Raw genomic sequence first — 21,024 nt, 5'->3', positions numbered from 1 at the left:
TTTGCCCGATCCCGCAGGCCGGTTGTCATGCGGTCCGCAGGTCAGCTGAGATGCGCCCGGGCTGCAACTGTTGGCCGGACCGGCGCCTGAACGGATCCAAATCGACGTAGTTTGTGCCACCCCGTCAACCGCCCTGTCAGGATCCGCCACAGCGAGCGATAGACATTGATGATCAGCAATTGGCGATAAATGAAGCGGTTCAACAGCAACAGCAGCACCATGGCACGCGGGGTCGATGGCTCGGACCGTACGGCATAATCAGCCATGATCATTTCCAGCAGCGGTAGCGCAAGGAAAATGGCGAGCACGGCATAATCACGAACGGTGAAGGCGTCAAAGGTGGTTCCGTCAAAGCTGGACACGAACCGCACCAACATGAGCACCAGCAACAGGTCGATGATCGGGCCAAGAAGCGGCATGATCACTCCGAAGACAACCAGATCCGTAAGCCCGACCAAGCCGACAGCATGGCCCTGACGGATGGTGCCGCGATGTTTCCATGCGGATTGCAGGATCCCGATCGACCAGCGCATCCGCTGTTTCATCAGTGTTCCGACGGATGCGGGCGCCTCGGTGTAGGCATATGCACGCTCCGCGGCACGGACCTCATACCCCTTTTCGAGGAGTGAGATGGTCAGATCGGTGTCTTCTGCCAGCGTCTGGCTGCTGTAGTAGCCACATTTGCGCACAGCGTCGGTTCGCCAGGCGCCAAATGCACCGGGTACAACCATGATCGCATTGATCGTTTCATAGGCGCGGCGGTCGATGTTCTGGGCGACCGTATACTCAAGCTTTTCCAGCTTTGTCAGAAGGTTGTTAGAGTTGCCGACCATGATTTTGCCAGCCACTGCACCAACGTTGGGGTTGCGCAAGGGCTGCATCAGACGGCGGATAGCATCCGGCGCGACGATGGTATCGGCATCAATCGCAACGACAAAGTCGGTGGTGACATGCGAGAAGGCGAGATTGGATGCTTTCCACTTGCCGCCATTGGGCTGACGCAGGATCTGTACCTTCGGGTTGCCTTTGTAGGTCTTTTTCACCAGCTCATAGGTGGAGTCCGTTGACCCGTCATCCACCACCAGCACTGATAGGTTGGGGTAGTCTGACTCCAGCACGCTGTAGATCGTCTTCAGGATGCTATTCTCTTCGTTATAGGCTGGGATCACCACCGTCACCGGGGCGGAAAAATCACCTGTCCGGTGGCGTAGATCCATGCGGTCCGCACGGCGGGACCGGATCGCCATTATGAACAGGACAAGAGCGCGGATGACCCCGAGAAGCACGGCAAATGGAACCACAAATGCCACCCACGTGGCGCTGTTGCCCACACCTGTAAAGGCCAGCGCTTCGAAGGGTTCAAGGCTGGCGACCTGCCGCGTCTCGTAGGGGCTTCCAAACCCGGCCATTGCCTGTTCTAGCGTCAGAAACTGATAGCCGCGCGCTTTCAGCTCGGGCAGCAACAGGCGTAGAGCGCTGATGGTACTGCTGCGCGGACCTCCGCCATCGTGCATGAGCAGCACCTGACCGCTGCCGTCCAAGGCTCCCAGAGTGTAGTCTACCAGTTGCTTCGGGCTCAGGCTGCGCCAATCCGGTGGCACGATATCGGCACCCAGGAGGTGATAACGTTGATCGATAATGGTCTTCAGCCGCCGCGCCAGATCGCCCTCCAGCGGTCCGGGACCACGCATATAGGGCGCGCGGAAAACAACTGGTGTGCGGCCGGTCAGCCAGGAAAAGATCCTTGACTGCAAAGCCAGTTCAACCTGCACCCGCGCAGGGGAGGCGCGATTGAGCTGCGGGTGAGAGAAGGTGTGCAGCCCGAAGTCAAATTCGGCTTCGGCGAGTGCGTTGACGACGTTCTTTTGCTCAAACATCTGATTGCCGACCATGAAGAACGTCGCAGGGACGTTGGCGGCATTCAGGATATCGAGGATCTCCTGCGTGTGGTCCTGCGACGGCCCGTCATCGAAGGTCAGGAGAATGGATTTGTCTGGCAAGACCCCGTAACGGTCCGCGATGACCGGCAAGGGCAGCGGATCAGTGATCGCATCGATGACCATGAGCGTTTCGGAATCGCGGGTCACATGGCGACGGCCGACGACTTCGGTTTCGCTGAACCGCAGAAATGGGCCGGTGCCACGATACGAGACAAAGCTGTTCAGATCGATATCACGCAATGTGGCAAAGGCTTCGTCCGACAGGATATCTTGCTGGGCGAGCAGAGGCCAAATGGAGGGATCCTCTTGCCCCAGCCCCCAGATCGCAACACCGTCGATGCCAGCTTCTGCGACACTCAGCAACTGGCTGTAGTGGCTTACGGCATCCAGATACCAGATCATGTTTCGCTCGCCACCAGCGTCCATATAGGAGATCAGCCCATGACCTTTTTCGGGTGCATAGCCCGCGAAGGCGCCATATTGGTCGGCCTGGGACATTGCATCTGCATAGCTGATAAACTCCGGCGCACTCGTGCCAGTGGTCCAGTGCACACCACCAGCCGCGAGACCAATCACCAGTTTATCCTGTGGGATAGTGGTGCGCGCACGTTCGAGAACGGACTGGAACCAATCAAGCGGAGCTGGCGATTCTTCGTAGATCCCGAGACGGTAGCTGTTCTGAATGGCGGGCAGGATCACCCGCTCGGGCAATGCGCTGCTATAGGCAAGGGTTTCGATCTGGTCTGGCGCGATAACTGCACAGGTTTCCAGGTTTGCTGCCGCGAAGTCCCCTTTCACACCATCGAGATGGAGTAGAGCCTTTTGCAGGTTTTGCACCTCAAGCCGACGCATATCAAAACACAGACCGGACCACCCCTGCCGCGCCGCAAGCGCTGCGGTATTAGACCAGTGACCAGACGCCTCGCTGCTGAGCGCGCTGGCCTGCACATGGATCAGCGGCTGGATCGGACTATCACCAAAAGGGTTGGTCCGCACGACATAGGGCGTACTAAAATCCTGATTGCCGGACTGCAACCAGTCGACACCTTTGTCGCTGATGATCAGCCATTCGGGGACAAACACATTGATCGTGTTGCAGGTCCGTTGAACGGAGTTGGAAACGTCTTCGAGGTCCGCCGTTACAAAAGCGTATACTTTCGAGGGGTTATTGCTCGCACTGCGGGGCGTGCCTGTTTGGGTTTCGCAGGAACTGCCGCCCGCAATATCCGCGCTGGCGTAATCGCGGTCGAGCTGATCATTGCCCCCATCGCCTTCCAGATTGTCACTCTGCGGCAGGAAACGGCGCCAATCTTGGCTGATGTTATCCGCAGGCGCGCTGTTCTGAAACAATGGTCGCGCCAATTTGAACTCGGTGATCACATTCTGTGTCACGGCAATGATCATCGCCGCCGCCAGGGCGAGCGCAATCACAAACAACAGGACCGCCAGAAACGGCCGGGTTGCGTTGCCAGCTTTGAAGATCTGCTTCTCCGCGTCGGTCGAAAGAGCCATCTCGGCCGGCAGAATCTCAGTCGGAAATGTCTTGTGACGACGCGTTGAAGCAGCAGGAGCCTTTGCTCTGCTTTTCTTTGGACCTGGCGTCGGCCGATTATCAGTCGTCGTGTACATCACTTGCCAACCCGTTCAAATAACGTGTTACTTTTTCAATTACTCGTTTGGGGGGCAGGCGATTTTCGCCAGTCGTGCTTTCGCGCGAACCATTTCGATTCCGCGTCCGCTAATTAAGTTTTTAACAAAGTCCTAACGATAATTCAAGATGGGCATCGCGGCTCGTTCAAGTTATGGTAAACAGCGCCGAAACCAGAAAGTTGGACAGGGTAATGCGGTGGAAACGTCGTGAGTTTCTGGGGTTGGCCTCAGGTGGCCTGATAGGTGCAGCATGGCCGGCTGAAGCGCAGACAGATCACGCAGAGGGAATTCGGGCGTTTTCCATACTGCTGACAGGTGTGCATCCATCCCTGCCTGAGAACGCACTTGGCTCGCTGATCTTTGCGTTCCTGTCGCAAGGCGTTGCTTTGGCGGTTGAAGTTGAGTTCGATGACTTCGCCAGACACAGCCCGGATGCCGTTCATCCGGTCTTGTCGATGCTGAGTGACACGGCATCCAAAAACCGGACATTCGTCGAGATTGTCCCTGCCACGCGCGATCTCATGCAGAAGACGGGATATTTCAAGGCACGAGCACTCTGGAGCCTGCGATCACAGATTGATCGGCTTTTGCCGGGGTCGATGGCGGCGGCGGCCCAGCCTGCGCATTTTTCGACCGTGTCCACAAATGGGGTGGAGGGCGACCTGAGGCAGGATGGCTTGCGGACCGGAGGGTGCACGACCGTGATCTACGATGCGGTTGCTGATGCCGAACGCGAGGCGCTGCTTGGGCCGGCCGCAGTTCTTATGTTACCGCTTAAGGCGCGTCTTGATCTGAGATCAGCCCAGCAGAAGATGACATCCGGGCTTTTCTCCCAATTGGGGGACGGGACGGTGCTGGCCATTGATGTGGCGGAACTGCCGATTGATCCGGCACGCGCTTATGAGGTCGGTCAACGTATCGCCGCGAGTGTCAATCGCGCGCGCCTTTCAGGGTATCTTCTGTCGGTCCTGCCGCGAGAACTCTACAAACGGTGTTGTGCTTTCCTGCCAAACCACTCCCGGCACTATGTCATTCTGCCCGAGTTCCCTGAGAGTGGGGAAGGCTATGACGCGTTACTGGGCCAGGCGCGGGCACGTCTCGGCGTTGACTGTGTGACTCTGGTGCGCGGCGGGGAGCGTCGCGCGGATGGCGCTTTGTTGTTGGAGACCCGTGACGGGGAGCAGCGCCGTCTGGGAGCGCCGGGCCTGGGGCCTGACGGCGAACCGGTTGAAGGCCCGCTCTTCCTTGCCGATGAGGTTGCGCCGCAGCGGGGAGACGTGCGGCATCCGGATGCTGTCTTCGTTCATAAGGTTGACGCTGTTGGCAAGCTCGCCGCCAAGATTCCGGCCGCGAATGGGATCTGCCTTAATTATCCTACAGGAATTGTTGACCCGGCGCATGAGTTGCTGCTGGAGGCGCGAGAGGCACTGCGCAGTACTGATTTGGCGCCGGAGTCGCCTGTGTTTGATGAGGCCATGATGGCCGACGCACAACTGGCCTACAGCTATCTGGAACAGGCAGAGATGAGCGCCACCGGGTTGGCGCTGACCGTCAGGAAGCAGATTAACGGTAAGTCTTTCAACAACTATGAAATCACGATGTGGGATGTCGGCAGCCTGATACTGGGGCTGCTCGCCGCAATTGATCTGGATCTGGCGCCCGCTGACAAGATCTATCGCCGCATCAAGAAGATCATGGCATCCCTGCCGGTGATTACTGACGGGGACATGGCCTATCCGCCCACGCTGATCAATGTGCGGGATGCGTCTATCGAACGCCGCGGCTTTGATGCCTGTGATTTTGCACGCCTGAGCAGTGCCGTGACCCGGGCCGCGAAACATGCGGCGCTTGCGGAGGCGTCGTCTCAGCTAATGAAGAAATGGGAAATTGCGGGCCTTATGCAGGGTGGTGTGCTGAAGAATATTCTGAAGACACGCATCCAGTCGTCGTATCTGTCGCACTGCGCCCACTATCAGACGCGTATTCTGCCGTTGCTGGGTCAGCCTGATACGCGATCTCCTTATCGGGAGGCCTTCGTCGGGGATACCGTCGCCGACAGAACGGTCAGTCTACTCTATACGGTGGATCAGATTGGTATTCTGCCCACCGAACCGCTGCTGCTGGAATATGTCGAGTTGGGGCCCTCGGCGGAATGCGCGGTCCTCACCGATATCTTCCTTGGGGCGATGAAGCATCACTATGATCAGACCGGGCAATTGCTGGCGCCATCAGAGACCCCAATCGATACAGCGCCCTGGTTTGTCTATCAGGGGTTCGATCTTGGCCATGAAACGCGATGGAATGTCAGTTATCGAAAGGGGCGCGATGTGCTCTTTGAGCCAGTGGCGACCAGCCCCTACGGGATCTTTTCAACCAAAGCGGCTTATCTGTGGTATGCGGTGCGGCCATGCGCGTTCAGCCTGAAGATGCTGGAAACAGCACAGAGCCGCGCCCGAATTGATGGTTTTGGCATGAGCAGTGGCCTGTTCCTTGACGGCTATGGGCAAATGGCAAACCATGCTGACCTTAACACCAATGGGATCGTCCTGCAGGCGCTTGCGCATCTGAAGCGCCGCGCCCGCTAGGGGTTAGCGAATTGGATCGCGGCCAAGTTAACTCACCGGGCCGAAGACCTGACAGCCGCTGGCCGAGATTTCGCCCTGTGCAACCGGATAGCCGCGCCGTGGGTTGAGGCGGATGGGCTGCATCCCTGTCAATCGGTTCATGCAGCGTTCGGTGTCGCGGACAGAGTTTCGCTTGCCCCCGATGTAAATGTCGAGCCAGGGGCGGCCGTTCTTGCCGGTATGGCAGGGACCGTTTTGTGGCTGGTGCCCGTCGCCACATACATCTTCTACGATTGCGTATTTGCGCAGGCGCTCGATGTAAAACCGTGTGCCTGCCGGGAAGTCCAACGTCTGGCGCCCGCGCCGAATGGCATGTCCCACCGCGATGGTAATTGGGTCATTATAAGTGCCGGTTCCGCCGGCCTGGCGCCGCAGGACCGGGCGCGCAATGGCGGCACTGCCGGGGGGAGTGTTATCCCAATAGCTGTAGCCGGTAAGATACCCTTCGAATCTCACCTCGGTGCCACGTTTGACGAATTCGTCCAGCTGACTCTTGATATTGTTGTTGATGCTTTGCGCCGGGAGTATTCCGGCAGAAACGCTCATCATGGTCAGTGCAGCGGCAGCCACTGCAGTTTTTCGAATAATAGAGTTCCAGATCGTCGACATGACGTGTTCCTTGTCGAGGGCAGCCTCGTGCTATCGCGGCTGATAGGGAGATCAGCACGCTGGTTTTGGTACAGCTCACCCGGCGCACCGACTGCATGTCGATGCGTTCCAGGCGGCCGGGTTCGGTATTGCCCTGTCGGCAGTTATTGGTGTCGTGTGGTGGCCCGCGAACTGGCGTTCCCGGCAGGGGTGCAAAACGATGACGCGTCCATTTCGTTGGTCCCGTTCCGCAGCGCCTCACGACTGAAGCAAAGCGGATACACCAGATACGGTGTCGTACTCAAAGTGAGCCCACCGGTTTTGGCGGGAAGCTTCCAATGGATAAGCGGATTTCAGGCAGCATCGATTTTGGCGGCCACTTGATTTTTTTAAGAGTTTGGAGTCGCGGCGCGGCACCATCGTCGTTTCCAGCGCGGCCTGAGGCAGAGCGCCAACGTCGGCTCGGCTAGATGCGATAGATCGCTCAAGCTGTGTCTCAACGAAAACACGCTGTCTCTGCACGCGCTGAATGTGGGGAGGACCCGGGAAAGTTGGACGCTTGCCTGTATGATCTGCCCTGCGAGCTGTCGGTTGAAAAACCGTAGCCTTGGCCCGCATTTTTCACTTTTGTCCAAACAGACTGGATCGGCCCCATACCGCTTGGCACCAGCCGGCACGATGCCCGGCCTTGTCCTGGTCGGCGGGCGGTCGTGTTGCACTTGATTTGTCATTCAACCCTCCTGTTCCGGGTGCTGCTGCGGTGCCGCGCCCCGCTTAGCTCGCGGGATTGCGGTCCTTGGCAATGAGAATGACGGCTGAAAATTAAAATCAGCCTTAACCAGAGTGATTCGCGCATCGCAATCTGTAGACAATTTGATTCAACGGCGGTTAACCGCTGACAGTCTCAAGCAGCTGTCGGCGTTGTTGCTGCAATGGCAACGAATCGGAGTTCGAATGCTAAGGATCGATTCGGTCTCGAGGGGCGTTGTTCTCGACCGGTGGGCTGTCGGCGGACAATCTGTGGGAGAAGCTCTGCAATCGCGAAATATCCCTGCATACGGAGGGGGTAGCGGCCGAGAATGGCGGCTTCAGATATGCTGTTAAGCATATAAACTTGCGATGTTCTGGAAACTGGTGCTGCTGGAGAGAATTGAACTCTCGACCTCTCCCTTACCAAGGGAGTGCTCTACCTCTGAGCTACAGCAGCGCCGGTGAGGGGGCTTTTAGGCATAAACGAAGTGGGGTGCAAGAGCATTCTGGACGGTTTTTTCACACTCCGGTACAGAAGATCTATGGCAGAGAAGAAAACAGTAAAAAGCGGCGGGTCAGCGCCCACACGCGAAGATCGGTTGAAGGCCGCATTGAAGGCGAATATGGGCCGTCGGAAGGCTCAGGCCAAGGCGCGTGCGGTGAAAGACGACAGTATCGACCGCAGGGCCGACGACCTCTCAACAGGCAGTTCCAAGGAGTAAGGGCAGATGGATTCGATTTTGGTGACTGGGAATGGCCCGCTCAAGGGGCAGATTCCCATCGCGGGTGCAAAAAACGCCTGTCTCACGCTGATGCCGGCAACCATGCTGAGCGAGGAGCCGCTGACGCTGACTAATGCGCCGCGACTTTCGGATATTCGCACCATGACGACCTTGTTGCAGTCGCTGGGAGCCGAGGTGTCGACGCTGCAGGATGGCCAAGTGCTGGCGATGTCCAGCCATGACATCAACAATCATACCGCAGACTACGATATCGTGCGTAAAATGCGGGCGTCGATTCTGGTTCTGGGGCCAATGTTGGCACGCGATGGTCATGCGGTTGTCTCGCTGCCTGGTGGCTGTGCCATTGGGGCGCGTCCGGTAGATCTGCACCTGAAAGCGCTGGAAGCGCTGGGTGCAGAGCTGGAACTGAAAGACGGTTACGTCCATGCCAAGGCGCCGATGGGCGGCTTGAAAGGTGGCACTATCGATTTCCCCTTGGTTTCAGTCGGCGCGACCGAAAATGCCCTGATGGCCGCGACTTTGGCCAAAGGCACCACCGTGATCAACAACGCGGCGCGGGAGCCTGAAATCGTCGACCTGGCGCAGTGCTTGCGCAAGATGGGTGCTCAGATCGAAGGTGAAGGCACCTCGACGATCACAATTCAGGGCGTGGATCGTCTGCACGGCGCCACCCATCCGGTTGTTACCGACCGGATCGAGCTGGGCACCTATATGCTGGCGCCAGCGATCTGCGGTGGTGAGGTTGAGCTGCTCGGCGGAAAACGGTCCTTGATCGAGGCGTTCTGTGATAAGTTGGAGGCCGCCGGCGTCGAGATCACCGAGAATGAGAACAGCCTGACCGTGCGCCGCGGCAGTAACCGCGTTCAGGCCGTGGATGTCGTGACCGAACCGTTCCCCGGTTTTCCGACCGATCTTCAGGCGCAGATGATGGCCCTGATGTGCACGGCCGAGGGAACCAGCGTTCTGGAAGAGAAGATCTTTGAGAACAGGTTTATGCATGCGCCGGAGCTGATGCGCATGGGCGCGAAGATCGACGTGCATGGTGGCCATGCTACCGTGACCGGCGTCGAAAAACTGAAAGGCGCGCCGGTGATGGCCACCGATCTGCGTGCCTCGGTTTCCCTGATCCTTGCCGGCCTCGCGGCAGAGGGTGAAACCAAGGTTAGTCGGGTCTATCATCTGGACCGCGGCTACGAGCATGTGGTGCGGAAGTTGTCGTCGGTCGGTGCCAAGATCGAACGGATCCAGGAGCAGTGATGTCAGATGCCAGTTTCGACGATGGGCGCGAAGCGCCGCTGAATCTTGGTGCCCTGGGTCCCGACGATCTGCAGGTCATCGCCTCGCTCGCACAGGATGCGGTGTTTCCGGTGACGGAAATCAGCTGGCGCCCGACCGAACGGCGTTTTGCCCTGCTGCTGAACCGGTTCCGCTGGGAGGACAAGGACGCCGCTGAAAGGCGCGGGCGCCCTTATGAACGGGTGCAGAGTGTACTGGTGGTCGATCAGGTGCTGTCTGTGGCGTCGCAAGGGGTGGATCGCAAAGAGCGCGATCTTATCCTGTCTCTCCTATCGCTGAGTTTTGAGCCTGGCACCGACGGTGACGGGCATATTGTCCTGACGCTTGCCGGTGATGGGGCCATCCGTCTGGCTGTAGAGGCGATCGAGGTGACCTTGCGCGATGTGACGCGTCCCTATCAGGCGCCGTCGGGTCGGGCACCGAAGCACGAGACATAATGTTGCGCCGACTGGTCAAGGCTGATCTTGCGGATCTTCGTGCCCTGTGGCGCGAGGGGCTGACAGAGTTTCCTGCGTCATTTCTGATGACCGTGGAAGAAGCCGACAGCATTCCGGATGCGGCTCTGATCAGCGGCTTCGAGAGCGGCGCCTATTGGGGCGCGTTTGCCGAGGAACAGTTGGTGGGTTTTGCCGTGCTACGGCAGGGGGGATTGTCACGCATTTCCCATACCGCCGATCTGGGGCCTTTCTATATCTCACGTGCCTATCAAGGTCAGGGGATGGCCCGAGCCCTATTGACGCAAATTCTGGGTCACGCTCGGGAGATTGGATTGACCCAGGTCGAGCTTTGCGTGGATCAGGAAAACAAGAAAGCGCAAAGGCTCTATCAGCAGGCCGGTTTTCGCCCATTCGGTCTTCGCCCCCGTTCGGTGATGCTGGGAAGTGAGCCCCGACATGATGTGCTGATGCTATGTCCGCTGGATGATGCTCTGCGACCGGACATGATATCGCAACTGGCGCGGCGGGTGCTGCGCTGACATCAACGCAAGCAATCATCTTGAGACTGAGGGCTGGGGGCTATATTGCAGGCGCAAAGGAGAGCCATGATGCCCGTTTTTCTAAACGCGTCCGACGCTGATTTCGAAAAGGCCTTTACCGCGCTTCTGGGCGCGAAACGTGAAGACAGTCCCGATGTGGATGCTGTGGTTGCCGATATTATCGCGGATGTCCGCGCCAGTGGTGATGCCGCGCTGATTGAGCTGACCGCAAAATTCGACCGGTTGCAACTGACAGCCGATCAGCTGCGAATCTCTGATGCCGAAATTGACGCGGCTGTGCAGGCGGTCTCTGGCGAGGAACGTGCAGCGCTTGAGCTGGCGGTCGATCGAATTCGCGCCTATCACGCACGGCAGATGCCTGCGGATGATGCGTGGCAGGATGATACTGGCGCGTCATTGGGGTGGCGCTGGTCGGCGGTATCGGCCGCAGGTCTTTATGTGCCGGGGGGGCTGGCGAGTTATCCGTCCTCTGTGCTGATGAATGCGGTTCCGGCGAAGGTTGCCGGTGTTGAACGGCTCGCGGTTGTGGTTCCGACGCCGGATGGGCAGATCAACCCGTTGGTTCTGCTGGCGGCGCGGTTGGCGGGCGTCGATGAAATCTACCGTATCGGTGGTGCGCAGGCGATTGCGGCGCTTGCTTATGGAACCGAGAGCATCGCACCTGTCGACAAAATCACCGGCCCCGGAAACGCATTTGTTGCTGCGGCAAAACGGCGTGTTTTCGGGAAGGTAGGCATCGACATGATTGCAGGGCCGTCCGAGATCCTGGTGATTGCGGACAAGGACAACGACCCAGACTGGATCGCGCTGGATCTGCTGAGTCAGGCTGAGCATGACGAAAGTGCGCAGTCGATCCTGATCACCGATGACGAAGGATTTGGGCAGGCCGTGGCGGAAGCGGTCGAGCAACGATTGAAGACGTTGGAGCGTGCCGCCATCGCTGGCCCCAGCTGGCGCGACTATGGTGCCGTGATTACCGTGCCGGATCTTGCAGAGGCAGCGCGGCTTTCGAACCGCATCGCGCCCGAGCATCTTGAACTCTGTGTTGCTGATCCGCGCGCGCTCAGCGAAAAGACCATTCATGCCGGGGCGATATTCCTTGGCCAATATACGCCCGAAGCCATCGGTGATTATATCGGCGGACCGAACCACGTGTTGCCAACGGCGCGATCTGCACGGTTCTCATCTGGCCTGTCAGTCATGGATTTCCTGAAGCGCACGACGCTGAGTGAGATCACGCCTGAGGCGCTGCGGGCTATCGGACCTGCGGCCGAGACACTTGCGAACAGCGAAAGCCTGCAGGCCCATGGTCTGTCTATCCGCGCCCGGCTGGATCGGTTGAATCGGTAATGCAACGGAGCAGGCCGTGACGAATTGCGGGGCGGCCTTCAGATGCGAGACTGTCCCAAGAGACACATCCTTGCGGCACATCGTGCCCCGCGGATTGCCGTTGCAGCGGCCATCGGCTAGTCAGTTATCTGTATGACCCGCGCACAGAGATCTGACCCATGAGCCGCATCAGCCAAATTGACCTTGATGACAGTAACTTGCCGCCGCCGACGCCCGAGATTGAGCAGGAGCGCCGGGTCGCCATTTTCGACCTGATCGAGGACAACAGCTTTGCCCTACCAGCGCGCGGCGAGCGCGAGGTGCCAGAAGGTCCCTATCATCTAGGTCTTGCGATCCGGGATAAGCGGTTGGTGTTTGATGTGGCGTCCGAAGCCGGGGAGAAAGCGGCGGAATTCCATCTGTCACTGTCGCCGTTCCGTCAGGTCGTCAAAGACTACTATCAGATCTGCGAGAGCTATTTCACAGCTGTTAAGACCCTGCCGCCCAGTCAGATCGAGACGATCGACATGGCCCGCCGAGGTATCCATAACGAAGGCAGCCGCGTTCTTCAGGAACGTCTGGAAGGGAAGGCCGAGATTGATACGGATACGGCGCGCCGCCTCTTCACGCTGATTTGCGTTCTGCATTTTGGGGGCTGAAGCGTGAGCGAGTTGCCACAGTCGATTTTGTTCTGCTGTGACCACAACGCGGTCCGTTCCCCTATGGCCGAGGGGATCATGAAGCAATTTTATGGCTCTGGCACCTATGTGCAGTCGGTCGGTGTCAAGAATGATATGGAAATCGACGGTTTCTGCATCGCGGTCTGCCAGGAGATCGGCGTTGAATTGTCGCGTCATCGCTCGCGGTCGTTTGACGAAATGGAGCAATGGGGCGACGACCTGTCGTCTTTTGATCTAGTCGTGGCTTTGTCGCCTGCCAGCCAGAGACGGGCCCTGGAACTCACCCGGTTTTTTCACCTCGATGTCGAATATTGGCCAATTATGGACCCAACTGGACTGGGGGAAACCCGGGATGCCAAGCTAGACAGCTACAGGCAAACCCGATCCCAGATCATCCAGCGCCTGACTGAGCGCTGGGGCAACCCGTTGGAGACAAAATGAACCGCACCGTCACCCGATATTTTGAAGCATTCAACGCCAAAGATACCGAAGCCATGCTGTCGTGTCTTTCCGATGACGTGGCCCACCACGTGAACGAAGGCAAAATCCGCACCGGTAAGGCGTTGTTTGCCGAGTTTTGCGCCCATATGAGCCGCTGCTACGACGAAAACCTCACCGATATGGTGATTTTCGATAATGAAGACGGTACCCGGGCGGCTGCCGAATACATCGTGAACGGCGTCTACCTCGAAACCGATGCAGGTCTGCCCGAAGCGCATCGGCAAAGCTACCGCCTTCCCGCCGGGTCGTTCTTCGATCTGAAGGACGGCAAGATCATCCGCGTGACGACATATTACAACCTGGCGGATTGGACGGCGCAGGTCTCTGGCTGATGGACCTTCAATTGGAGGTTTTGCGTGGCGCGGCCTTGGCTGAAGCGATTGATGACATCGCCCGCCTTCGCATAGCTGTCTTTCGCGATTGGCCTTATCTCTATGATGGCGATTTGGCCTACGAACGCAGTTATCTGCAAAGCTATCTGGACAGCGACCGGTCTATCGTAATTGGGGCATGGGATGGCGAGGCGCTTGTTGGTGCTTCGACCGGCGCACCTCTCGCGGATCACGCCGAGGATTTTGCCGCTGCGTTCGACGGAACCGGCTTGGCGCTGACGGATGTTTTCTACTGCGCCGAATCCGTGCTGTTGCCACAGTATCGCGGGCGCGGGCTTGGGCACAGTTTCTTTGATGTGCGGGAGGCCCATGCCCGAAATCTCGGCTTTTGCGTATCCGCGTTTTGCAGCGTTCAACGTCCGGGCGACCATCCCGCCAGGCCCGAGATGTACAATGATCTACACAGTTTCTGGCACAAACGGGGTTACTCCCCCATGCCGGGTGTGATGGCTCGTTTTTCGTGGCGTGACGTGGGAGATGTGGAGGAAACCCGAAAACCGCTTCAATTCTGGTCACGCAGCTTGACCTGAGCGGTCTCGTGCAGCTCAGCTCTTCTCAGCTCTTCTCAGCTCTTCTCAGCTCTTCTCAGCCGTTCGATGTCAAACGACAGGAAAATCTCATGAAAATCGCCACTGCTGCCTATCCGCTCGATTGGTTTGATGACTGGTCCGAATATGATGCCAAAATCACCCATTGGGTAAAAGAAGCGGCTGAACAGGGAGCAGAGCTGCTGGTGTTTCCCGAATATGGCGCGATGGAGCTGTCCACGCTCGATGGTGCCGAGGTTGCCGGAAATCTGGAACAATCCCTACATGCGGTTTCCAGCCGGATGCCTGAAGTCGATGCCTTGCACCTGCGTCTCGCCGCGCAATTCGGAGTGCATATTCTTGGGGCATCGGCGCCCGTATTTGATGGCCGGGATCGTCCGGTTAATCGTGCGACCCTATATGCCCCGAACGGCAGGAAGGGCGTTCAAGACAAGCAGATCATGACCATGTTTGAGCGTGATCCATGGGAGGTGGTCGGTGGCGGCCCACTCAAAGTGTTTGACACCGAACTGGGCAAGATCGGCATCCTCATCTGCTACGATAGTGAATTTCCGCTTTTGGGACGGGCGCTTGCAGATGTGGATCTATTGTTGGTGCCGTCCTGCACGGAGGCACTGGCGGGCTATTGGCGAGTCCGCATCGGGGCCATGGCCCGCGCTCTCGAAAATCAGTGCGTCTCGGTGATGTCGTCTATCGTAGGCCCTGCGGAATGGTCAGAGGCCGTGGATCAGAATACCGGAACGGGTGGCATATTTGGACCGCCTGATACCGGCTTCCCCGCGACTGGTGTCTTGGCCGAGGGGATATTGAACAAGCCGGGCTGGACCTATGCCGACATTGATCTTGAGGCGATTGCCCATGTGCGCCGCGATGGCGTTGTACGCAACCGCACGCATTGGGACGAAAGGGCCGAACCTGAGAAATCGGTCACAATATGTCAGCTGCGGTGATTGCGCCCTTGAAAATCTGGGAAAAAGCGCTCATTTAAGCGCACGTCCCGCAGACTCGCGGGAAACCGCAATTATGGAGATAACATGGCCAAGGAAGATACGCTCGAATTTCCCGGTGTCGTGAAGGAACTCCTGCCCAATGCGACGTTTCGGGTCGAGCTGGAAAACGGCCATGAGATCATCGCACATACGGCAGGCAAGATGCGCAAGAACCGCATCCGTGTTCTGGCTGGCGACAAGGTACAGGTTGAAATGACCCCATACGACCTGACCAAGGGACGGATCAACTACCGCTTCAAGTAAGCGTGGCGATCCCTCATATGAACAAAGCCCGGCCTTCGAGCCGGGCTTTTGTTTTGGGTGCAGCTCGCAGCGTGCTGGGTTGGGCTTTCCCCGGTCCGGCAGAGCCAGTAAGACAAGTCTGAAATGCCTGGCGGCTTTCGCCCGCGGGTGACAAACACGAACAAGAGGTCCGGACATGGCATTCATTCTGGGATCAGGCAGCCCGCGTCGATTGGAACTGCTGGCTCAGCTGGGAATCACCCCGGATGCGGTCTGCCCACCCGATATTGATGAGACTCCCAAGAAGGGAGAATTGCCGCGTCTTTATTGCGCGCGTATTGCCCGGCAGAAAGCCGAGGCGATCGTTGCCAATCCAGAGGATGTGGTTCTCTGTGCGGACACCACAGTAGCGTTGGGGCGCAGGATCATGGGAAAACCGTCCGACGCCGGGGAAGCTGCGGAATTTCTTCTGGCGCTTTCTGGACGCCGTCATCAGGTGATTACCTCGGTTGCGGTGCGCCGCGGCGATCGCATTTGGGCGCGTGATGTTGTCAGTGCCGTGAAGATGAAACGCCTCTCGGATGAGGATCTGAATGCCTATCTTGCGACCGGTGATTGGCAGGGCAAGGCGGGCGCCTATGCAATTCAAGGCCCAGCAGGAGCGTTGATCCCTTGGATCAACGGATCCTTCACTGGAATCGTCGGTCTGCCATTGGCCGAAACCGCCGCCCTGTTGCGCGGCGCAGGCTGGACACAGAGTAAGGAGACAGCAGCATGAAGGGACGGACAATTGTGCTCGACCATATCGATGGTCGCGAGGCCGCGGCGCTCATGGTGGATGGCCAGCTTGAGGATCTGCTGATTGACAGCGACGCACCGACACCGGGCACGATTTACCGGGCCCGAGCAGATCGCCCCGTCAAGGGGCAGGGCGGAATGTTCCTGACCACACCGGACGGGCCTGCTTTTTTGCGTCAGGTCAAGGGGTTGGCGCCCGGTCAGGAGTTGCTGGTGCAGCTGACAGGATACGCCGAAGCTGGCAAGGCCTTGCCAGTCTCCCAAAAGCTCCTGTTCAAGAGCCGCTACGCGATCGTCACGCCTGAGGCTCCTGGCCTTAATATTTCCCGCTCGATCCGCGACGAGGATGAGCGGGACCGCCTTTTGGAAATCGCCCACGATGCAATGGGGGATCACGGCTATGGCCTGATCCTGCGTTCCGCCTGTCATGGCGCTGACGGGGAGGAGATTGAAGAAGATGTCCTCGCCATGGTGGCGCTGGCCTCCCAGGTCATGGAGGATTCCGGTAGCGGACCAGAAGTATTGGCGGAGGGGGACACCCCGCATCTTCTTGCATGGCGTGACTGGACCGATCCGGCAGATATCGAGCGCGATCCCGGTGGATTTGAACGTCTTGGCGTATTGGATGCACTGGAAACGGTTCAGGGCATTCGCGAACCTCTCAGCGGGGGTGCCTTTCTTTTTATCGAACAGACCCGCGCGCTAATCGCTGTCGACGTAAACACTGGCAGCGACACATCGCTTGCAGCTGGCGTGAAAGCCAATATGGCCTGCGCAAAATCCCTGGCCCGGGCGCTGCGGTTGCGCGGTCTCGGCGGGCAGATCGTTATTGATCCGGCTCCTATGCCCAAGAAAGATCGTCGCGCTTTTGAAACCGCGTTGCGGGCCAGTTTTCGCAATGACAGCGAAGACACCGTTCTGGTTGGCTGGACCACGCTTGGCCACTTTGAACTGCAACGTAAGCGAGGCCGTATTCCGCTGGCGGAGGTGCTTGCATGAGCTGTCCGATCTGTGACGGAGAAACCTCCAGCGATTATCGTCCCTTCTGTTCACGCCGCTGCGCGGATATTGACCTTGCGAAGTGGTTCAACGGCGCCTATGCGACCCCCAGCGCGGACCCGGAAGATATTGAAAACGCTTTGGAAGAAGTCGAAAAACACCGAGAAACCAAACATTAGCGATTTTCTTTGAAAAAGCCTCTGGACACGGTCACGCCCACGTCATAGAAGGCCCACACCCAAGGCGATAAGCCTTCCCGTGCCCGGGTAGCTCAGGGGTAGAGCAGTGGATTGAAAATCCTCGTGTCGGTGGTTCGATTCCGCCCCCGGGCACCATTCAAATACCTGAAAAGAAATGTAAATTCCTGTTATCAACACAGGGCGCGATGGGGCGTATCTTTGCTTGGGTGCCGATTGGGTGCTGACGAGCCACTTGGCGTCCCAATGACTCGACAACAGAAGCTAAAGCGGCTCGGCTAGTCTGGATCAGTTCAGCGGTTTCAAGATGTAGCCGTTAAACGAGATAAGATTGTATGGACGATCGCCAAGTCCCGCTTTGATGGCGTGTTCCTTTTCCGAGGTTGCGATCAAGATCTGATGTCGATCCGGTCTGCCCTTGGCTGACACTTGAAACAAGCTTGTTAGGTTTACTGGGTCGGCAGCTTGTTGCCCGGGTTCATCGAACACCACCAGCCCAGCGTGGTTGGTGGTGTAGTTTTCATCCAACTCTAGAAGAGAAAGATAGTACGACCACTTCAGGCGAATGCCATCGCTGGCAGACGCTTCAAAGCCGATGTCTTTTTCAATTTCCCCACCAGAATCCTTATCAAACACCAACACCTGTGGTCTGAAGTTGTCCCTAGCCAAGGAGATTTCAGAGGGTGGGAAGGAATGGAAATCAAAAGTTTTCAGATGCCCCTGTACGAGGGACTGAAGGCGAGAAATCTTGTTCTTGTCCTCCAAGGAAAAGTCGTCTCCGGTTCGCAATTCCTTGAGCCGGGATGAAAGTCGAGCCCATACTTTTGCGACTACGACCAGCTCGTCAACGAGGCTGTCCGCGCGCTCTTGCATTACCTCCCACTGCGCCAAGCGTGCCTGCAACCGAACCGATTTTTCAATTGTCGTCCTGTTGACGCTCGACGCCGGGCGCACGAGCGCACGTTTCAAGCTACGCAACTCACTTTGCGCTTCTTTATAGTCCTGTTCTATGGACCGGCCCCGCAGACGAAGCTCTCCAAGCCTCTCTTCGGTGGATGCCAACGCCGACTTGTACATGAGTTGCTGCGATTTTATGAAAGCTATGTTTTCCTCAAGGGCCATCGCCCCTGAGGAACTTGGTGGTAGCAACTCTTGAGACAAATGTTGATGGCAGGTCGGGCAACTTTCAAATGCCACGGCATCAGTAACCTCCGAACCAAGCGCCATTAGTTTTTTGGTGTCCTGATGACGCTTGAGATCAATATCAAGCACGTCTAGGCGTTTCCGTAATGCCCTGTTTTCTTCGAGAACCGAACGAAATTCAGTTCTCGCGACTTCAAACATTGCTCCGAGTTCATCATAGCGCAACTGAGCCGCTTCAAGGGCTTTTTGTGTACTCGCCTCGGCCTCTTCCGTAGAAACAAGTTCAATGCTGTTTAGATCTTCGATTTCTTCGTGAAGCTCCTTGGCGGCGACTTCTAAAGGCAGCCACTCGCCGTCCATGAAAACTTCCAGCGAAATATTTGCTTGATGTGAGAATTCGGCGGTAGGTGCCTTGGGTACGCCAATAAACCGGATGAGGTCGACACTACCTCGCTCCAGCGCACGTCGTTTTTCGGCCCACTCACTTTCAAGGAAACTTATGCGCTTGTTTAGCTCAGCCCTTTCCCGACGCACCTTTCCGGCGTCGAGGTTTAGAACGAATTCAAGAACACGTCTGTTGATGTCCTGTATCCGGAAATGCGTCGGCAACGGTCCTTGAACTGTGGACCAACCACGCTTCTGTTCCACAAAGAACATGGGGAATAGGGTTTCGACGTACAGCGGACACTCAGTCCCATCGAACCTAGGAACAAGCGGCAACTCCCATCCCAAGAAATCAGCTAGGAAGTGATGGAATCCACTTTCTCTTGTGGCCGATCCCGGATCATGAACAAAGAAGTCTCGCTGTCTTTCCCTGACCTGATCAGTCTTCTCGGCTTCCGGTGTCGACCATGTGGAGATGAGTTTTGGATCTGCATCCCCAACTATGCTTCGCCGGATGCGAAGCGTCTCACCTTTGTGGTTGCAAACTTCAATTTCGACATAGGACTGAAGCACCTCCTCATATGGGTCATCCTTGGATTCATGAATTCGTTCCCTCATTGCGAATGGCAATGGGACCGACAAATTTGCACTCAAGGAACGCTCCAAACCCAGAACGTAGATAATGGCTTGCAGGCAGGTTGACTTGCCAGACGTGTTGTCTGCTTGGACAATGTTAAGACCGGAAGTGAAATCAAGATCGACCCCATACACAGTTCTTGCTGTGATCGATCTCAGCTTCAGAGAACAAACTTGGATCATGACGGGGCCTTATTGGCTAGCAAGATTTGGGTCACAAAGCCTTCTGTGATCTTGCTCGAGAACTCCCTGAGAAACGCCTTTTCAGTCACAAAACTCTCTTCGTCGTCGTCAAGCTTCTTTGCAATTTTCTTCCCCTTGTCAGTAAGACAAATCGCCGCTTTGCCGTTTGCCACCATCCATTCGGCCAGTTGCCCGCCCGTTAGCAGGTCTACATTTCGAGAAAACGCAGGTTCAACACGCATTCGCCACTCTATGAGAGCTGTTTCACCACTTATGATTTGGCCCAATTTCTTCCGCGACCGTTCTGAACGCAGCGCGTCGTTTAATAGATTTAACTTCGCTAGGGACGCTTTCTTCCCGCGTGAATAGTTCAGCATCAAAAGTGTCAGCGGGATACGCCAGCCGATACGAAGATCGCCTGGTACAGGCGAAGGCTTGCGTTCGAAGGAAAATTTTCGGTCCGTGTGAATTTCAAAGTTCATTTTCCGTTCGGCTCCTGAAAATCCAATGGGCATTCAATGAGCCAAGTTCCTACTTGACCTTGCGAAATTGAGGCAATCTGCTTCTCGGAAAGCCCCGGCACCTGGCTTCTCAGGGAATTCGCGACGCGATCTATCGAAGAATTTATCTGCTGGGAAGCGGTATCCCCTTCGGCTCCAGCCATCTCAAGACGGCGCTCTTCGGAGTCGATGCACTCAGTTGATGCTTCCCAAAAATCGGGAAACTCGTCTCGCAAGTCTGAAAGAATATTCTCCCGCTCAACGTGGGCATAAACGTAGGTTTTCTTTTTCTTCTCGGTTCTCCCATCATCATCAAGAGGAAACGCACGCTTGAGCTTATCCTCGACGCGCTTATCGAGTTTACTGTGCACAGCTTCAAGCTGACCCGGGCTAGGCTTCTTGATGGATAAGGGTGCCCCCACAGCCTTTGTGCGAAGTTGTTGATACTCAGTCTCGAAATCCTCTTGGCTTTGCACAAGAGCGCAAAAATCAGGTGCCAAGAAATCCAATCCGGCTTCCTTCACTTCCTTGGCGACCGCTTGGACATGAGAAATAACATCTTTGTTGTCCAGAAAGGGGCAAAGCAAAATCCAATTAGATATTTTGCGATCCCCAAGTATTTTGGAAATGACGCCTTTGTTCTTCACCAGTTTTCGAAGATCACGGGCACCTTTTGCTTTCATTGCACTGGCGGCTTTTGCAACGTCCGACGTTTCTTCAGGCGCATAGCTCTGGTAGCAGCATCCATCGGTGGTGATGAATTCGAGACCTGCGTCACCCTGAACCCTATCAGGAATGTCTTGCACATTTTGGGGAAGGTGCCGCACTTGCACAAGCTGCTTGGAATAGCGCTGCCATTCCTTGCCATCCCAATCTCTTCTATACTTAAATGCCAATAGCCTATCCCAACTCAC

20 protein-coding genes and 2 tRNA genes are annotated in these 21,024 nt (G+C 56.9%); 16 read left to right on the top strand and 6 right to left on the bottom strand.

From position 1 onward, the window contains the following. Positions 1-41: 41 nt before the first annotated feature. Entirely contained in the window at positions 42-3,452 is a 3,411-nt protein-coding gene (locus VWZ87_RS04345; RefSeq protein WP_416534533.1) for a glycosyltransferase, read from the bottom strand. Between the two features lie 329 nt (positions 3,453-3,781). On the opposite strand from VWZ87_RS04345, the gene VWZ87_RS04340 reads away from it, so the two are divergent. Next, complete coding sequence (locus tag VWZ87_RS04340) at positions 3,782-6,175, top strand: DUF3131 domain-containing protein (protein ID WP_416534532.1); 2,394 nt, start codon at positions 3,782-3,784, stop codon at positions 6,173-6,175. Positions 6,176-6,202: 27 nt separating this feature from the next. Here the strand turns inward: VWZ87_RS04340 and VWZ87_RS04335 are convergent, their stop codons facing one another. Both VWZ87_RS04335 and VWZ87_RS04330 read right to left on the bottom strand, forming a co-directional pair. After that, positions 6,203-6,823, bottom strand: coding sequence for a hypothetical protein (locus tag VWZ87_RS04335; protein WP_416534531.1), 621 nt, complete (start codon positions 6,821-6,823; stop codon positions 6,203-6,205). 1,111 nt (positions 6,824-7,934) lie between these two features. Continuing rightward, positions 7,935-8,009, bottom strand: a tRNA-Thr gene (locus VWZ87_RS04330). An 85-nt stretch (positions 8,010-8,094) separates the two neighbouring features. On the opposite strand from VWZ87_RS04330, the gene VWZ87_RS04325 reads away from it, so the two are divergent. The 15 genes from VWZ87_RS04325 (at position 8,095) to VWZ87_RS04255 (ending at position 17,402) form a co-directional block, all read left to right on the top strand. Further along, positions 8,095-8,274 carry a hypothetical protein gene (locus VWZ87_RS04325; protein ID WP_416534530.1) on the top strand — a complete coding sequence of 60 codons (180 nt, stop codon included), beginning with the start codon at positions 8,095-8,097 and terminating at the stop codon, positions 8,272-8,274. A 6-nt stretch (positions 8,275-8,280) separates the two neighbouring features. Further along, the gene (murA, locus tag VWZ87_RS04320) at positions 8,281-9,552 is read left to right on the top strand and encodes a UDP-N-acetylglucosamine 1-carboxyvinyltransferase (protein WP_340546466.1); all 1,272 of its coding nucleotides are present in this window, start codon (positions 8,281-8,283) and stop codon (positions 9,550-9,552) included. Beyond that, complete coding sequence (locus tag VWZ87_RS04315; protein WP_416534529.1) at positions 9,552-10,028, top strand: DUF2948 family protein; 477 nt, start codon at positions 9,552-9,554, stop codon at positions 10,026-10,028. Before murA ends, VWZ87_RS04315 begins: the two co-directional genes overlap by 1 nt. Next, positions 10,028-10,567 carry a GNAT family N-acetyltransferase gene (locus VWZ87_RS04310; RefSeq protein WP_416534528.1) on the top strand — a complete coding sequence of 180 codons (540 nt, stop codon included), beginning with the start codon at positions 10,028-10,030 and terminating at the stop codon, positions 10,565-10,567. Before VWZ87_RS04315 ends, VWZ87_RS04310 begins: the two co-directional genes overlap by 1 nt. A 69-nt stretch (positions 10,568-10,636) precedes the next feature. Further along, a complete protein-coding gene (gene hisD, locus VWZ87_RS04305; protein WP_416534527.1) occupies positions 10,637-11,938 on the top strand; it encodes a histidinol dehydrogenase in 1,302 nt (433 codons plus the stop codon). Positions 11,939-12,096: 158 nt separating this feature from the next. Further along, entirely contained in the window at positions 12,097-12,576 is a 480-nt protein-coding gene (locus VWZ87_RS04300; RefSeq protein WP_340546470.1) for a UPF0262 family protein, read from the top strand. Between the two features lie 3 nt (positions 12,577-12,579). Then, entirely contained in the window at positions 12,580-13,038 is a 459-nt protein-coding gene (locus tag VWZ87_RS04295) for a low molecular weight phosphatase family protein (RefSeq protein WP_340546471.1), read from the top strand. Then, positions 13,035-13,430: a ketosteroid isomerase-related protein gene (locus tag VWZ87_RS04290; protein ID WP_340546472.1), complete on the top strand. Its 396-nt coding sequence runs from the start codon at positions 13,035-13,037 to the stop codon at positions 13,428-13,430. Before VWZ87_RS04295 ends, VWZ87_RS04290 begins: the two co-directional genes overlap by 4 nt. Further along, the gene (locus tag VWZ87_RS04285) at positions 13,430-14,020 is read left to right on the top strand and encodes a GNAT family N-acetyltransferase (RefSeq protein ID WP_416534526.1); all 591 of its coding nucleotides are present in this window, start codon (positions 13,430-13,432) and stop codon (positions 14,018-14,020) included. The genes VWZ87_RS04290 and VWZ87_RS04285 overlap by 1 nt, the downstream gene beginning before the upstream one ends. A gap of 89 nt (positions 14,021-14,109) precedes the next feature. Continuing rightward, positions 14,110-14,988, top strand: a complete 879-nt coding sequence (locus VWZ87_RS04280) for a carbon-nitrogen hydrolase family protein (protein WP_416534525.1) — start codon at positions 14,110-14,112, stop codon at positions 14,986-14,988. 84 nt (positions 14,989-15,072) lie between these two features. Continuing rightward, positions 15,073-15,291, top strand: a complete 219-nt coding sequence (gene infA / locus VWZ87_RS04275) for a translation initiation factor IF-1 (RefSeq protein WP_005978431.1) — start codon at positions 15,073-15,075, stop codon at positions 15,289-15,291. 175 nt (positions 15,292-15,466) lie between these two features. Further along, positions 15,467-16,048 carry a Maf family protein gene (locus VWZ87_RS04270; RefSeq protein WP_340546475.1) on the top strand — a complete coding sequence of 194 codons (582 nt, stop codon included), beginning with the start codon at positions 15,467-15,469 and terminating at the stop codon, positions 16,046-16,048. Beyond that, complete coding sequence (locus tag VWZ87_RS04265) at positions 16,045-17,067, top strand: ribonuclease E/G (protein WP_416534524.1); 1,023 nt, start codon at positions 16,045-16,047, stop codon at positions 17,065-17,067. The genes VWZ87_RS04270 and VWZ87_RS04265 overlap by 4 nt, the downstream gene beginning before the upstream one ends. Then, positions 17,064-17,246 carry a DNA gyrase inhibitor YacG gene (locus VWZ87_RS04260; protein WP_340546477.1) on the top strand — a complete coding sequence of 61 codons (183 nt, stop codon included), beginning with the start codon at positions 17,064-17,066 and terminating at the stop codon, positions 17,244-17,246. The genes VWZ87_RS04265 and VWZ87_RS04260 overlap by 4 nt, the downstream gene beginning before the upstream one ends. Positions 17,247-17,327: 81 nt before the next feature. After that, a tRNA-Phe gene (locus VWZ87_RS04255) sits at positions 17,328-17,402 on the top strand. 150 nt (positions 17,403-17,552) lie between these two features. Here the strand turns inward: VWZ87_RS04255 and VWZ87_RS04250 are convergent. Genes VWZ87_RS04250 through VWZ87_RS04240 form a run of 3 tightly spaced genes read right to left on the bottom strand, consistent with a single transcriptional unit; the run spans position 17,553 to position 21,006 of the window. Further along, complete coding sequence (locus VWZ87_RS04250) at positions 17,553-19,610, bottom strand: AAA family ATPase (protein ID WP_416534523.1); 2,058 nt, start codon at positions 19,608-19,610, stop codon at positions 17,553-17,555. Beyond that, entirely contained in the window at positions 19,607-20,092 is a 486-nt protein-coding gene (locus tag VWZ87_RS04245; RefSeq protein ID WP_416534522.1) for a hypothetical protein, read from the bottom strand. The genes VWZ87_RS04250 and VWZ87_RS04245 overlap by 4 nt, the downstream gene beginning before the upstream one ends. Next, on the bottom strand, positions 20,089-21,006 hold the full coding sequence (locus tag VWZ87_RS04240; protein ID WP_416534521.1) for a hypothetical protein: 918 nt from the start codon (positions 21,004-21,006) through the stop codon (positions 20,089-20,091). The genes VWZ87_RS04245 and VWZ87_RS04240 overlap by 4 nt, the downstream gene beginning before the upstream one ends. Positions 21,007-21,024 lie beyond the last annotated feature (18 nt).

The organism is Phaeobacter sp. JH20_37 (assembly GCF_048056015.1).
Taxonomy (GTDB): domain Bacteria; phylum Pseudomonadota; class Alphaproteobacteria; order Rhodobacterales; family Rhodobacteraceae; genus Phaeobacter; species Phaeobacter bryozoorum.
Note: the sequence above shows the minus strand (reverse complement) of the source record. Positions and strands in the feature narration are given on the sequence as shown.